Raw genomic sequence first — 14,032 nt, 5'->3', positions numbered from 1 at the left:
CCGCCGCTGAAATTTGTTTACGGTCAAGGCACAAACGCAGAGCAAATGTCGCCGTCCGAAAACTTGAGGCGGCGAAAAAAAGGCGGCACTCCTGTCAAGCTAGCCCGCCAGCGGGTGATTGCCCGGTGCATCCGCGAACTGTTCAAGGAACTGTGCAGCATCGTCAAAATCTCAAATCTAAAAGGCCCGCAGGAGTAATCTGTCTGCGGGCCTTTTAATTAGTAAAAAATTGGTTACAGTGAATTACTCATGGGAGTGTGGGAGACTGGGAGTGGGGGAGACTGGGAGTGGGGAGACTGGGAGAATTGCAATTTTTGTGTTCTCTCTTCCTTCAGATGATGCACAAATCTCTCCTCGTGTCAAACTGTTCAAACACTAAATAGAAAGTACAAAATATATAGAGGGAGTCCAATAGTTAGAATAACCAAGCAGGACGGTCAGAAAATGAGCAATTTAGGTGTTAGTTACCTTTTATGGGCAGCTTGTTTTTTCGGCCCATTCGGACTCCACCGCCTCTACAACGGCAAAATTGGTACGGGTTTACTGTGGCTGTTTACCTTTGGTTTGTTTGGGTTCGGGCAATTGTTTGACTTGCTGCTGCTCCCGAACATGGTGGACGAACACAATGCCACTCTCAGGGGCAAACTCGGCGTATCTCGCGAAGGTATACCGCTATATCCCAGCAGCGGGGCGATCGCCGCGACATACCCCAAGCAAACTCCCGACCAGTTAGGGGTTAAACTCCTGAAGGCAGCTTATACCAAGAAGGGAAGATTATCTGTCACCCAAGGGGTGATGGCAACCGGCGCTACTTTTGCCGAAGTGGAAGAAGCTTTCACGGCAATGCTCAAAACGGGTTATGTGAGTATCGAGAACGATTCAGTAACTGGCGTTGTGATGTACCACTTTCACGAACTTTAGCTGGTGCGGGTGCGTCAGAAGCGGGGATTTTCGGGGGTTGTTCGAGAAGCTAATCGCTGACGCACCCTACCGGGATTTAGCTGCTGCGGGTGCGTCAGCTCGGGGATTTTATGTGTTGTTCGAGAAGCTAATCGGTGACGCAACCTAACTACTAGCCGAAAATCTGAGCACTCCCCGAACGTCTCACGCCTAAAATCTAAAATCTAAAATCTAAAATCTAAAATCGACTGACGAATGCCTTCTGACGAATGCCTTCTGACGAATGCCGTTTGTGGAGGAAGCATTGCTGGCAAAATCGGCTAGAATGTTTGTTTGTCTATATAAGCAGAAAGTATTTAGCGTCATGGCAGTCCCTAAGAAGAAAACCTCCAAATCCAAGAAGAATATGCGCAAGGCCACATGGAAGCGCAAAGCTGTAGTGGCAGCTCAGAAAGCTCTGTCCCTAGGCAAATCTGTTCTGACTGGGCGTTCCAACAGCTTCGTATATCCCGGCAATGAAGAAGAAGAGGAAGAATAGAAACGGAATACAGGGCATTGGGCGAACCCGATGCCCGATCGATCAATCCATTTTTGCGGTTGGTAAAATCAGCATGGCATCGCCAAACGAATAAAAGCGGTACTGATGCTCGATCGCTTCTCGGTACAAATCCAACAGCCGAGGCCTTCCAATCATCGCACTTACCATCATCATCAAAGTAGAGCGGGGCAAGTGAAAATTGGTAATCATCCCCTCTACAACCCGCCACTTGTAACCAGGGTAGATAAACAAATTTGTCTGGCCGCAAAAAGGTTGCAAGGAAAAATCGCCGCTCGCCGCTGCGGCTCCCTCTAAAGCTCGCACTGCTGTTGTACCCACGGCAAAGATGCGCCCGCCTCTGGCTTGAGTTTCGCGGATTTTCTCGACTGTGGCGGGGGGTACTTCCACCCATTCGCCGTGCATTTTGTGAGCAGTCACGTCTGCCACCTCCACCGGGCGAAACGTCCCTACTCCCACGTGCAGGGTGATAAAAGTTTTTTCGATTCCCCGCTGTTCCAAGCGGCTGAACAATTCTTCGGTGAAGTGCAGGCCTGCTGTGGGGGCAGCCACCGCCCCAAGCCGATCGGCATAGACAGTCTGGTACTGTTCCGCTGAAGCTTGGGAATTGTCGATGTAGGGCGGCAGGGGTACGTGGCCGTATTCGTCCAAAAACTTCACCAGACTCGCATCTGTGGGGATGTCAAACTCCAGCAGCCGTCCCCCTGTTGCCTCGTCCCTCTCTATAACTGTCGCAGTCAATCGACGACGATCGGACACCTCCACTTCGGGAACGCAACAGCAAGGATCTGCTGCGGAGTCCTCACAGGGTGGGGCGATCGGCTCAAACTCAATTTGCGATCCCAACTTTAAGCGTTTCCCCGGTTTAACCAAAGCCAGCCAGCAGTTGTGCTGCCGTTCTTCCATCAACAATATCTCGACAGCCGGGCCGTTGGGTTTGTGCCCGTAGAGCCTCGCTGGCAGCACGCGGGTGTTGTTGAGTACCAGCAAGTCTCCCGGCTCGAGCAAATCTGGCAAATCCCGGAAAATCCGGTGTTGCTGGCTGCTGGGAGAATCTACAGCCAGCAACCGAGAACTGTCCCTCGGCACTACGGGATTTTGGGCAATGCGCGAGGGCGGAAGTTCGTAGTTGTAGCCGTCCAAAGACCAGTCAATCTCTGTCATCGAGTGAATTCCTATCAAATCAATCTGTCAACTAGGTAACAAATTGGGTAAAAACCCCCATCCAAAGTCGGGTGCTTTTCCCCTTGTGGTAGCGGGTATATACCGCGACGATAGAGGTATAGCATCATCTTTGCTCGAAGGATCGTTATGGAATACCTCTACTACATCGCCAATACTAGCCTTACCCTGAGAGTCGTGGATTACCTGCGCACGGCTCATCATCTTCCCTTGCAATTTATCACCGTTATTCACCAAATTGACGGCTGGGTGGTAAAGGTGAAAATGAGCCAATATTTAACTCCAGAAATGCACGGGGATTTTCGGGCTTTTATGAACGAACTCGGGATTCCTTACGATCCTGAAATTCGCTTGCAAATGGCACTTTGGAGTTTGGAAACTGGACAGTCGCCACTGAGCGTGATGCGCCGCTACCAGGTGGCAGTGGTTTGTCACGGCAGCCCTGACCGCAAGGAAATTGAAGCGTTTCGCCAGCAGTTTGTCAAGGGCTTGGGATATTGCCCGGAAACTCTCGCCTAGACTGCTACTGATATAAATTAGCTGTTATGGCAGAGGGGGAGAGGCAGAGAAAGGGAGAGAGGGAGAATATTTAACGCTTTTTTCACGTCCCTTAAAGATCGAGAGAGAAATGCGCGACAGGCTAGGGAAATTAACAATTAAAAACTACCTAGTGGCATTGCTTTGTGATTTTACCCTCTAATTTTTAATTATATATTTTTAATTGCTAAAAGCCGCTCTAATGTATTCTTGCAGGGTAAGGCGGTAGTTTTCTGCAAGGGCGGATTGAGAGTTCGCTGCTGTTAACGGTAATATTTGCTTAGTGTTTGGTCGTGAAGGTTCGCACCTGACTAGAGCGACATCAAAGCGACAAGAATTATTTGCTAAATCTGGACGAGTGCTTAAAAATATTTCGGCTGTTTGCCAAAGTTTGGCTTGTTTTGTGGTATTAACAGCCAGCATTCCACCAGCATCCCAATTTCCCCGGCGGCGAGTTTTTACCTCTACAAATGCTAATGTTGAGGATTGATGATTGGGAAGAACTCGGTTTTTTGCGCTTTCTTCATCTCTTCCGAGTGCGATGATGTCAATCTCTCCCCAGCGACAGTGCCACTGTCGGTGCAAGATTTCCCAGCCTTGCTGCTGCAACCACTCGGCGACTAAGTTTTCTCCCAATGTGCCGATATCCCGAGAGTTTGGGGATTGGGGGGAATTGGAGTCAGCCGTGGCGATCGGGCGATCGCGCTTTCTGGTAGAATTCAATTCTGAACTGTCACGGCTGCCCATTAGCTTTAACTTATGAATTCTCGAATTCGCCAACAGCGCAAAAATATTTATACTTTCTTGCTGAGTTTTGTTATTTTAGCAGTAATTGCCGCTGGGGCGATCGGCATTAATCCCGCACCTGCTTTCGCTTTGGATCACGACAAAGAAATCCTAGTCGGCGCTGATTTTACTGGCAAAGTTTTGACTGACGACAGTTTTAATAAAGCTAATCTTCGCAACAGCAATTTTACTAATGCAGATTTGCGGGGCGTCAGCTTTTTTGCGGCCAATATGGAAGAGGCAAATTTTGAAGGCGCTAATTTGACGGGTGCTACTTTAGATTTAGCTCGCATGATGAAAGCAAATTTAACTAATGCTATCCTTGAGGGTGCTTTCGCTTACAATACCAGACTCGAAGGAGCTGTCATTGACGGTGCTGATTTTACAGAGACACTGCTGCGAGACGATATGATAGAAAAACTTTGTAAAGTGGCAAAAGGTACTAATCCCGTGACGGGTAGAGATACTCGCGAAACTCTTTTTTGCGATTATTAAAAGGCTAATTAAACGGAACTTACCCCGCGTGCGGGGTAAATTCCATGTCAACCCTCTGGCAGTAGCGCGATCGGGCTTGAGCCACGGCCCGATACATGACTATAATGCCAGCGGAACCCCCAGCACATCGACGAAGGCTTTCTGCTGTAAAAAAGGAGTTGCCGTCGTCAGGTCGAAACTAACTGAAACAACCGTTAGTTTAGGCTACACTCGATTTTAAAATATTGAGATTTCTTACTCTAGTCAACCTGTTTACGGTTAACTCACGAAATTTAGTTCAATTGCTAATCGATTAGGCTACTCAATGACGACAGAATTAAATATTGGTTCTCAAAGATCGCCAAACACTCTCCATGCTTGGGGTATAGCAGTGTTGGTTCTTGTCACCCTAATCTGGGGTACAAGCTATCCGGTTATCAAGGGAGCTCTCAGCAGTCTTTCTCCTTCTGCAATATTTGCAACCCGCTACGTAATAGCAGCGTTGCCGTTTACCCCCTATTTGCGCTTCCTGAATTTTTCCCTGCTACGGGATGGAGTCTTCTTATCACTGATACTGTTTCCTGCATCAGTCCTCCAAACCGTTGCCCTTGAGACGACTACTGCCGATCGTGCTGCATTCATTGCCAGTTTCAACGTCATCCTAGTTCCTCTGCTAGGGCAACTGCTAGGTAGGCAGGTGTTCCCAAAAACTTTCCTCGCCGCAGGAATTGCCATCTTTGGCATTGGAGTGATGTGTTGGGAGAGTGAACAGCTCGCGATCGGCGATCTGTTGATCTTGGGCAACGCCTTCCTCTACTCGATCTACACTCTTAAGCTTGAGTCCACCACGTTGCGGCACCCCATTTTGCCACTCGCCGCGATCCAGCTTTGGGTGATAACAATATTTTCTTTAATCTGGGCCGCTCCAGATCTGCTTACACAACAGGAGGCAATTGGCGCGAATCTTGGTATTCTTTTATATATTGGCTTATTTGATACTGCTGCTACGATTGTGCTCCAAGTAGTGGCTCAACGATGGGTTAACGCTTACCAGACGGCGCTAATTTATACGCTAGATCCGATTTTCGCAGCGGTTTTCTCGTTTCTACTACTGGGAGAGAAACTTGGAATACGCGGTCTGATTGGCGCAGCTCTTGTAGTGGTGGCAATGGTTTTTGGTCAAAGCAAATCTCAGGACGCTGAGCACAATGGCGAAATCCAGGTTAACGAGTCGATTGTTGCAGCGCTGTCAGATTCGGATACTGAGCCAATTAATGTTCCCGTGTCGCTTCAGAGTAACCTCGTGGAATTAGAATTAGATTTGTAATTTGTATTAAGAGTGAGGAAAATGGGTTTCGATATTTTCATCCAGCAAACAGAGAAAGGTAGAGGTGTTTTTGCCAGCCAAGGCTTCCGTAAAGGTGAGACTGTGGTGGTTGGACGCCGAGTCGATATCTTGCCCGAAAGAACTACTCACTCCATTCAGATGGACTTTGACCTGCATATAGAAATAGATGAACCGGGATTATTGATCAATCATTCTTGTAGCCCAAACACAGGGGTTCGGAATAATCAATTCGGAGCCTACGATTTCGTGGCATTGGTTGATATTCCTTCGGGAAGCGAGATTACATGGGATTACTCTACAACAGAGTACACTTTCATTGACATTCCCAAATGTTGTTGTGGCTCCACCGAATGTCGATCGAAGATCCTTGGATATAAATTTCTCCCTGACGAAATCAAGAAAACGTATGGTGAGTTTATCGCCGATTACCTCAGAGTAACCGCACCTGAAACGGAACTTCCCCCGCGTGCTCTTAAAGTTCCTAGTATTGCCCCCATCAGTAGGGCGATCGGGCTTTAGCCCCGCCGGATACATGACTGGAATGTCAGCGGAACCCCCAGCACATCGAAGGCTTTCTGCTGTAAAGGAGTTGCCGTCGTCAGGTCGAAACTAACTGAAACACCCGCTAGTTTAGGCTGCACTCGATTTTTAGCGATCGTCGATAAATTAGTCACTAACGTCCGAAAACTTTGAACGGGAAACTTCTCCAAAGTACGCTTTGTTGAAGCTTTCCGTTTCGCCGGAGTGGCAGACAAAACCTTGACAACCACCGAACCCGACTCAGAAGCATCTAATATCAAATCCGCGCTTCATCCTCCTGGTAAAATCGAGTCAACATTCAACATTCAACCATCCTTCAGTTTTTCGACCCCGACTCAACTCAAATCCGGTAGCATCGGAATAATAAAATCGAGTCAACAGTTAACACTCAACAATCCTATCAAATCCGGTAGCATCGGAATTAATATTACCTACAGCTTTAGACACCGCAGTGCCGTGTCCCTACAATTAATCCGGGTAGGGACACGGCACTGCCGTGTCCTCTATATAATTCCGGTGCAACCGGAAACAATGTCAAGTCCTAGATTTTTGATTGTTCCTAACAAGGACTTTAGCCCTGAACTTCTAGAAAATTCCACCCCAAGGTACAGATGTTAAATCGTAAAAATTAACTTGACGCAGCCGCTCTAATTCCTTGAGCCATTCTTGTTCGGCACAGAATAGTTGGTGATATTCTATAGCCTCTTCGCCACTGCTAGCGGCCTTGGCTTTTTCCCACATATTGAGTGCAATCCGGCGGCGCTTCATGCTGATAATTTGCTCGATACAGGCGAGGGCAGATCTAATTACTAGAGGCGCGCGATAAACGTTTCTTTCTGAGAACTCGTTTAAGTGAAATAAATGCGAGATTTGATTGAGTTGATTGGGATATTCAATGAAGCTATCTTGCAATTTCAATATTAACTCTGAAGGCGCTACTTGTAAAGACATTTTGTGCAATATTTCTGCATTCACAATCTGGTGCCACAAAAATCTGTGATGAGAAAGGCTAAACTGCACGTCTCTAGCTTCTATTGCTTCTCTGACATCTTGGCGGTGTTCAGGACAGTGCAAATAAATCTGCAATAATTGCGCTTCTGCTTCTTCTAAAAGACTGCGGGCTACGGCAGATAAACTTGATTTTGAGCTTTTATTTTCGCTGCTTGCACGCTGCTTTTTATATTGTTTGTTCGGCTTCAGTTTGTTTCTTATTAACAGAGGCATTGTCAAAGATTCGTCTTGACTTTGCCGCTTTGCCCAATCGCTGCCTACTTGATTGAGCAAGTTCTCTGCGAGCATTTTGGTGAGTCTATAATCTCCTTTGCTGAGAATTTCGGCGCATTTTTGCAGGTAATGTGCTAGCTGATTGTCGTCAGTGATATTGGTTAATAAATTAATGATTTTTTTTGTAACTTGCTGGGAAGTATCTGCTTGCTTCAAATCTTGATTTACGAGCATTTGTTGCAGTTGCCAGTCGAGCCACAACGGAGCATTTTCGAGCAATTCTCGATATTGTTCTGGGGAGTATGTTTTGAGGTATTCGTCGGCATCTTTGCCGTCGGGAATGTTGAGCACTCGCAGTTGTACTTCTCCTTGATAAGCGAGTTTTTCTATTTCTCCAATAGCGCGTTCTGCTGCTTGAGTTCCTGCTTTGTCGGCGTCGAAGTTGAGGATAATTTGTTTGGAGTCAGTGTAGCGCAATAACTGTCGCACTTGGTTTAAACTTAAGGCGGTGCCGAGGGAAGCGACGGCGTTGGAGATGCCGGCGGCCTGAAGTGCGATCGCATCAAAGTACCCCTCTACAACTACTGCGCGATCGGCTTTGCTAATGGCTGTTTTCGCCGTATCTAAGGCGAATAAAGTTTTGCCTTTGTCGAACAGTTCTGTTTCGGGAGAATTGAGGTATTTCGGCTGTTCGTCGCCGAGAGCTCGGCCGCCGAAACCGATGACTCTGCCTTGGGTGTCGCGAATGGGAATCATAATCCGATTGCGGAAGCGATCGTAATAACCGCTGCCGCCATTTTTTCGGGGTACAATTAATCCAGCTTGTTCTACTAATTGCGCCGGATAGTTTTTCTGTTCTACTAAATAACTGTAAAGTGCTTCCCAACCTTGGGGTGCATAACCTAATTGAAATTGTTGGATAGTTTCTTCGCTAAGCTTGCGCTCTGATTTGAGATATGCTAAGGGTTCTTCTCCTGGGGTTTGCCGCAAAGCGTGTTCGTAAAAGTTGGCTGTTAGTGCTGAGATTTCATAGAGTTGTTCCCGCAGAGAAATTTGGCGCTGCAATTCTTGTCGGTGTTCCGGTTCGACAGTTTTGACGGGGACTTGATAATTTTTAGCTAATTCTAATACTACTTCGCTGAAAGGGCGTTTCTCCAATTCCATGAGGAATTTAAAAGCATTGCCACCTGCACCGCAGCCGAAACAATAGTACATTTGTTTGCCTGGGCTGACTGTAAAGCTGGGAGATTTTTCGTCGTGAAAGGGACACAAACCTACGAATTCTTTGCCGCGTTTCCGCAAGACGACGCGACCGGAAATAACGTCTACTATGTCGGCTCTTTGTTTGACTTCTTCGATTGTTTCTGGATGCAGCCGGGGAACTTGCATAGGGCTATTTTAGGCAAATTGAAAGTATAGCGAAAGGAAGAAGGAAGTTCGGCAACGGATTATTTAACGGATGTAACGGATGTCAGGAAGAAGGAAGAAGGAAGAAAAGCCAGGGTTTTAGCAAGTGAGAAAGTGTTAATCGTCTTAGGCATTACTATATGTTTATTTTGAGTGATCGCACTTTAGTAAAGCACAAAACTGACTTTCAGGACTTGCACACAAAAACTCTAGCGTTCCGGGTTTTTATACCAGGGCTGATGGCTGTTACCAGATTTTTTCGTAAAAAACCCTGTTTTTCCGTAAGGCATAAGTTTATTGTAAGATATTTACACTAACTGTAAGGAGCATCGAAAATAATGCGAATTTTAATGATGGGCGGTACTCGGTTTATCGGGGTTTATCTTACTAAGATTTTAGCAGCACAAGGGCATGAAGTGGTGTTGTTTAACCGGGGCAACAAGCCTGTACCGGTTGCGGGCGTAAAACAGATTCAGGGCGATCGCACAAATGTCGAACAACTAAAAGAAAAGTTATCGACGGTCGAGTTTGACGCTGTTTTTGACAACAACGGTCGCGAACTCAGCGATACAAAGCCTTTAGCTGAAATATTTAAAGGGCGGGTGCAGCACTTTGTTTACATGAGCTCTGCGGGGGTTTATTTGAAATCGGATCAAATGCCTCATATTGAAGGGGACGCTACTGATCCTAAAAGCCGACATTTGGGTAAATGCGAAACCGAAAATTACTTGGCCGAGTCCGGTTTGCCTTGGACTTCGATTCGCCCGACTTACATTTACGGCCCCCAAAATTATAACGATTTAGAGGCTTGGTTTTTCGATCGCATTGCGCGCGATCGACCGATTCCGATTCCCGGTAACGGAATGCACTTCACGCAGTTAGGGCACTGTCACGATTTGGCTAAAGCAATGGCGGCGGTTTTGGGCAACGAAAGGGCGATCGGGCAAATTTACAACGTTTCGGGCGATCGATTTGTCACCTTTGACGGTTTAGCCCGCGCCTGCATTCAAGCTGCCGGCAAATCCCCCGATTCAATTAAAATTGTACACTACGATCCCAAACAATTTGACTTCGGCAAAAAGAAAGCTTTCCCGATGCGATTGCAGCACTTTTTCGCTTCAGTTAATAAAGCTGTTACCGAGCTTAACTGGAAGCCGGAATTTGACTTACTTTCTGGATTGAAAGATTCTTTTCAGAATGATTATGTAGTTTCGGGACGGGACAAAGCTGAGATAGATTTTTCAGTCGATGACGAGATTTTGAAATCGGTTCAAAGTTAAGTTAGAGTGGGAGCGTCCCAATGCCCGAAAAAATCTAGAACCCCACCCTAACCCTCCCCTTACTAAGGGGAGGGAACAAGAAAGAAAGCAAACAGACTGTCACAGTAAAGTTCGCAATGCGACATTACATCGCAGCCAAAGGTAGCTACTTAGAGGTTATAGCAAAACTCAACAACGACAAGTCTGTAATTATTGAAATCCAAGTTCTCAACAGGCCGACATTGAGCAAGCTAGCTTTGTACAATACAGCAACAACTGATGTAACTAAATTAATGATTGAAGAATTGCACAAGGGATTCCCACCTGTAATTTATTTTATTGAAATCCGGACTCCCCAGTTGTCGCTCGACCAATTAAAAAATTTAGATAACCCATGTTAGATTTTTCAAACGCGGAAGATTTGACATCTTGGTTGGAAGCTAATTCTCCAAAAGACTAGGAAATATTAGGTGAATTTCATGCTTGGAATAACACTCGGCAATCGCTACAGTATTATCCGTCACTTGGGAGGCGGCGGATTTGCTCAAACTTATTTAGCTGAAGATAAGCAGCTACCAGGCAATCACCTCTGCGTCGTCAAGCAGCTTAAACCTCAAGCAACAGATCCCGAAACTCTACAGGTAGCTAGACGTTTATTCGATACCGAAGCACAAGTTTTGTACAAATTGGGAAATCACGATCGCATTCCCCGAATTTTTGCTTTTTTTGAAGAGAATCAAGAGTTTTATCTAGTTCAAGAATTTATAGAAGGCCACGATTTAAGTCACGAAATTACGTCAGTTGTTCCGGGCACAGCAGGAGTCATGCAGGAAGATGCAGTCATTTGTATATTGCAGGAACTTCTCGAAATTTTAGACTTTGTACACCAGCAAAATGTGATTCACCGCGATGTCAATCCCCGCAATATCCTCCGCAGAGATAGAGACGGAAAATTAGTTTTAATTGACTTCGGCGCAGTCAAAGAAATTACTACTCAAATCACCAATCCTCAGCCCAAAAATAGCTTGAGTGTGAGCATCGGTACTCCCGGTTATATGCCTAGCGAACAAGCTCACGGCAACCCGAAACTCAGCAGCGATATCTATGCCGTCGGTGCGATCGCAATTCAGTTCCTCACTGGCATAAACCCTCACCAAATGCCAAAAAACCCCGATACAGAGGAAATTATTTGGCAGGACAAAACATCAGTCAGTCCTGAATTTGCGAAGATTTTAGATAAGATGGTAAAGTACGATTTTCGCCAGCGTTATTCTAGTGCCGGCGAAACGCTGCAAGCTATTAAAGAATTGAAAAATTCTTTCAGCGGTACAGTTCCTGTATTGCCTCCGGTTGCTGCTGCGAAGGGGCCGCTCAAATCCCGAAAAAAACTGTATTTTAAAATATTGTCTATCGTTAGTTTAATTGGCATCAGTATTATAGCATCAATTTATGGTGTAAACACTTTTAATTCTGCAAATGCAACTGACTTGTATAACCGAGGCAATACTCTTTACAATTTAAGCCGATTTGAAGAAGCTCTGGCAGCTTATGAGCGAGCAATAAATCTCAGGCCTGACTACGCGGAAGTTTGGCAGGAAAAAGCCAAAACTTTATATGAATTGAAAAAATATCGAGAATCGCAGTCAGCTTATGATAAAGCCATAGAATTAAAGCCGGAATACTTGGAAGCTTGGACGGGACGCGGTTATGCTTTGGAGAAGTTGCAACAGTCTCAAGAGGCGATCGCCTCTTTTGATAACGCTTTGAAAATCCAGCCAGACTATGCCGCAGCGTGGGAAGGCAGAGGCGATACTCTGTTAGATTCGCAGCGGTACGAAGAGGCGATCGCATCCTACGAAAAAGCTGTACAATTTCAGTCCAATTTGTACCATTCTTGGTACAATCTGGGACAAGCTTACCAAAAATTAAAACAGTACGATCGATCCGTAGAATCCTATCAAAAAGCACTTGAAATCAAATTCGACAATTATGAAGCTTGGTACAATTTAGGCAATATATTCCTAGAATTAAACAAAAACCAAGAAGCTTTTGAAGCCTACGAAAAAGCCGTGCGGTTTCAGCCAAATTTTTATCAAGCGTGGTACAGTCAAGGCATTGCTTTGCTGAAAATGCGGAGGCATGAAGAAGCGGTAGAAGCTTACGAAAAAGCTGTCAAATTAAAACCTGATTATTATCAAGCATGGTACAATTTAGGTTGGTCATACCACGAATTACGCAAGTACGAACAAGCAATTGAGTGTTATAACAGAGCCTTAGATTTAAACCCGAAAGAATATCAAGCGTGGTACAATAGAGGCAATGCTCAGTACAATTTAAAGCGGTACGAAGATGCGCTAGTCTCTTACAATGAAGCCGTCTATGTCAAGCCTGACTATTCGGAAGCCTGGTACAGTCGCGGCAATGCACTTGTGGCGGTAAAAAGATACGAAGATGCGATCGCCTCCTATGACAAAGCAATTCGCTACAAACCGGATTACGGAGCGGCAATGGAAGCAAAAAAGCGGGCAGAAAGTCAGCTAGGAAGTAGCCCGCTAGAATCCCAAAAACAACAATAATTGTTATTAGTCCCCCTCTGCTAGGACTTTGGGTGTAGTAGTGATTTTACGACCCCAATAATCGTGGGGGTAGATTATCTTTTAGCGAACAGCGGGAGCAATTACGGTAACTCGGCGGCTGTCTACTAACATCGGCCAAAAACCTCGATCGCTCAATGTTTTTACAGCAGCAGTAGCGGCGTTTTGATCCGTTGTATAAGCGACGAACAAAAAGGGACGCTGGCCGTAGGAAGCTAAGCCTACTTGCGTGCCTAATGCTTCCCTGACTTGGGCGGCTAATTCCGGTTGGTTGAAGTAATCTACTAATACTGCATAACCAGGGCCCAGGGATTGGGGATTGAAGGCAAGATTGCCGCTTGCAAGATTGGTGATTGGTTCAGAATCGGGCGCTGGCTGAGGGTTGTAGATTGGCAAATTTTGGGGTAGTGCCGCTGCGGGCGATCGTACTACGTAAGCTTGCAATCCGACAACATCTTCGATGTATTTAACCCAATCGCTGGCGATTTGCGAGTCGCGAAAGCCACCAACTCGCGTCACCGTGTCATTGATATACCGACAAACTGTGTTGTTAGTATTTCCAGGGAAAGAGCGTTTTGCTCTTTCTTGCTGTTCGGGTGTTGGGGTGACAATTAACAGTAGATATTCATCGGACTGGGGCGGTTGGCAGCTCGACTCAGCTTTAACAGAACTCGATAAAATTGTCAAGGCAAAAAGGGCGATCGAAGTAGCAGAAAATAGGGGGAGAGACAAAATATATTTGTACAATTTACCCCTAATTGTTGTTATTTTTTTTGTCGGATATTTGGCTATTTTATTCATGCTGTCTGTAGGGAGGCGAGGGCATCGGGAATAGTTGGTGATGGTGCTGGAAATTCACCTGTCAGTACATATTCTAATCGCAGTTTCAACCAAGTGATGAAGACAGGATCGGTAGAAATAATAGCGGCGGCTGGCTGAGGGCATTTTGCTTTAACTTCTGCCATTGTCGGTGCTTCTAGGAAAGCCGGCTGTTTGACCAACCAGAAGTCTATTTGTTTTTCTTGTTCGTTGTAGTTGCGAGTTCTTTCTTTAAACACTTCATCTAGGGCTTCTTCTTCTAGCAAAAAGCGTTGGCTGGCTAAAACGTAGTAGTAGGTTTGCATTTTTCTCGGTTGTTAGAGGTTGACGGTTAGCGGTTAATGTCGCCTGTACCGGCCAGTTTTGCTGGTCAGGCGCGGGTTTGCCGAGTTGCGGCAGTTGGAGA

Annotated in this window: 16 protein-coding genes; 10 read left to right on the top strand and 6 right to left on the bottom strand. The window is 45.9% G+C overall.

From position 1 onward, the window contains the following. From QUA78_RS07670 to rpmF, 3 genes are all read left to right on the top strand, one after another. Window positions 1-198: hypothetical protein (locus tag QUA78_RS07670; protein WP_333301212.1), on the top strand; the 198-nt coding region annotated here is incomplete at its 5' end. A 246-nt stretch (window positions 199-444) separates the two neighbouring features. After that, entirely contained in the window at window positions 445-921 is a 477-nt protein-coding gene (locus QUA78_RS07665; RefSeq protein ID WP_333301214.1) for a TM2 domain-containing protein, read from the top strand. A 343-nt stretch (window positions 922-1,264) separates the two neighbouring features. After that, on the top strand, window positions 1,265-1,438 hold the full coding sequence (gene rpmF, locus QUA78_RS07660) for a 50S ribosomal protein L32 (protein WP_006632406.1): 174 nt from the start codon (window positions 1,265-1,267) through the stop codon (window positions 1,436-1,438). Between the two features lie 42 nt (window positions 1,439-1,480). Here rpmF and queA read toward each other — a convergent pair whose 3' ends face one another. Then, window positions 1,481-2,620, bottom strand: coding sequence for a tRNA preQ1(34) S-adenosylmethionine ribosyltransferase-isomerase QueA (gene queA, locus QUA78_RS07655; protein WP_333301215.1), 1,140 nt, complete (start codon window positions 2,618-2,620; stop codon window positions 1,481-1,483). 147 nt (window positions 2,621-2,767) lie between these two features. On the opposite strand from queA, the gene QUA78_RS07650 reads away from it, so the two are divergent. Further along, complete coding sequence (locus tag QUA78_RS07650; protein WP_006632408.1) at window positions 2,768-3,157, top strand: hypothetical protein; 390 nt, start codon at window positions 2,768-2,770, stop codon at window positions 3,155-3,157. A 198-nt stretch (window positions 3,158-3,355) separates the two neighbouring features. Here QUA78_RS07650 and QUA78_RS07645 read toward each other — a convergent pair whose 3' ends face one another. Continuing rightward, a complete protein-coding gene (locus QUA78_RS07645) occupies window positions 3,356-3,922 on the bottom strand; it encodes a YraN family protein (protein WP_333301217.1) in 567 nt (188 codons plus the stop codon). Between the two features lie 12 nt (window positions 3,923-3,934). Between QUA78_RS07645 and QUA78_RS07640 the strand changes: the two genes are divergently transcribed. From QUA78_RS07640 to QUA78_RS07630, 3 genes are all read left to right on the top strand, one after another. After that, entirely contained in the window at window positions 3,935-4,456 is a 522-nt protein-coding gene (locus QUA78_RS07640; RefSeq protein ID WP_333301219.1) for a pentapeptide repeat-containing protein, read from the top strand. A 304-nt stretch (window positions 4,457-4,760) separates the two neighbouring features. Continuing rightward, on the top strand, window positions 4,761-5,762 hold the full coding sequence (locus tag QUA78_RS07635) for a DMT family transporter (RefSeq protein WP_333301221.1): 1,002 nt from the start codon (window positions 4,761-4,763) through the stop codon (window positions 5,760-5,762). Window positions 5,763-5,783: 21 nt separating this feature from the next. Continuing rightward, window positions 5,784-6,302: an SET domain-containing protein-lysine N-methyltransferase gene (locus QUA78_RS07630; RefSeq protein ID WP_333301222.1), complete on the top strand. Its 519-nt coding sequence runs from the start codon at window positions 5,784-5,786 to the stop codon at window positions 6,300-6,302. Here the strand turns inward: QUA78_RS07630 and QUA78_RS07625 are convergent. Both QUA78_RS07625 and dnaG read right to left on the bottom strand, forming a co-directional pair. Continuing rightward, window positions 6,299-6,583, bottom strand: a complete 285-nt coding sequence (locus tag QUA78_RS07625; RefSeq protein ID WP_333301226.1) for a hypothetical protein — start codon at window positions 6,581-6,583, stop codon at window positions 6,299-6,301. The two genes, QUA78_RS07630 and QUA78_RS07625, sit on opposite strands and share 4 nt — an antisense overlap. A 325-nt stretch (window positions 6,584-6,908) precedes the next feature. Beyond that, window positions 6,909-8,936: a DNA primase gene (gene dnaG / locus QUA78_RS07620; protein WP_333301228.1), complete on the bottom strand. Its 2,028-nt coding sequence runs from the start codon at window positions 8,934-8,936 to the stop codon at window positions 6,909-6,911. A 356-nt stretch (window positions 8,937-9,292) separates the two neighbouring features. Between dnaG and QUA78_RS07615 the strand changes: the two genes are divergently transcribed. The 3 genes from QUA78_RS07615 (at window position 9,293) to QUA78_RS07605 (ending at window position 12,789) form a co-directional block, all read left to right on the top strand. Continuing rightward, on the top strand, window positions 9,293-10,234 hold the full coding sequence (locus QUA78_RS07615) for an NAD-dependent epimerase/dehydratase family protein (protein ID WP_333301229.1): 942 nt from the start codon (window positions 9,293-9,295) through the stop codon (window positions 10,232-10,234). 116 nt (window positions 10,235-10,350) lie between these two features. Then, window positions 10,351-10,614: a hypothetical protein gene (locus QUA78_RS07610; protein WP_333301231.1), complete on the top strand. Its 264-nt coding sequence runs from the start codon at window positions 10,351-10,353 to the stop codon at window positions 10,612-10,614. A 78-nt stretch (window positions 10,615-10,692) separates the two neighbouring features. Beyond that, window positions 10,693-12,789 carry a tetratricopeptide repeat protein gene (locus tag QUA78_RS07605; RefSeq protein ID WP_333301233.1) on the top strand — a complete coding sequence of 699 codons (2,097 nt, stop codon included), beginning with the start codon at window positions 10,693-10,695 and terminating at the stop codon, window positions 12,787-12,789. An 81-nt stretch (window positions 12,790-12,870) separates the two neighbouring features. On the opposite strand, the gene QUA78_RS07600 is transcribed toward QUA78_RS07605, so the two are convergent. Both QUA78_RS07600 and QUA78_RS07595 read right to left on the bottom strand, forming a co-directional pair. Then, window positions 12,871-13,608, bottom strand: coding sequence for a hypothetical protein (locus QUA78_RS07600; protein WP_333301235.1), 738 nt, complete (start codon window positions 13,606-13,608; stop codon window positions 12,871-12,873). Further along, complete coding sequence (locus tag QUA78_RS07595) at window positions 13,605-13,931, bottom strand: MgPME-cyclase complex family protein (protein WP_333197782.1); 327 nt, start codon at window positions 13,929-13,931, stop codon at window positions 13,605-13,607. Before QUA78_RS07595 ends, QUA78_RS07600 begins: the two co-directional genes overlap by 4 nt. Window positions 13,932-14,032 lie beyond the last annotated feature (101 nt).

The organism is Microcoleus sp. K4-B3, from assembly GCF_036704615.1.
Classification (GTDB): domain Bacteria; phylum Cyanobacteriota; class Cyanobacteriia; order Cyanobacteriales; family Microcoleaceae; genus Microcoleus.
This window is presented reverse-complemented; position numbering and strand designations above follow the sequence as displayed.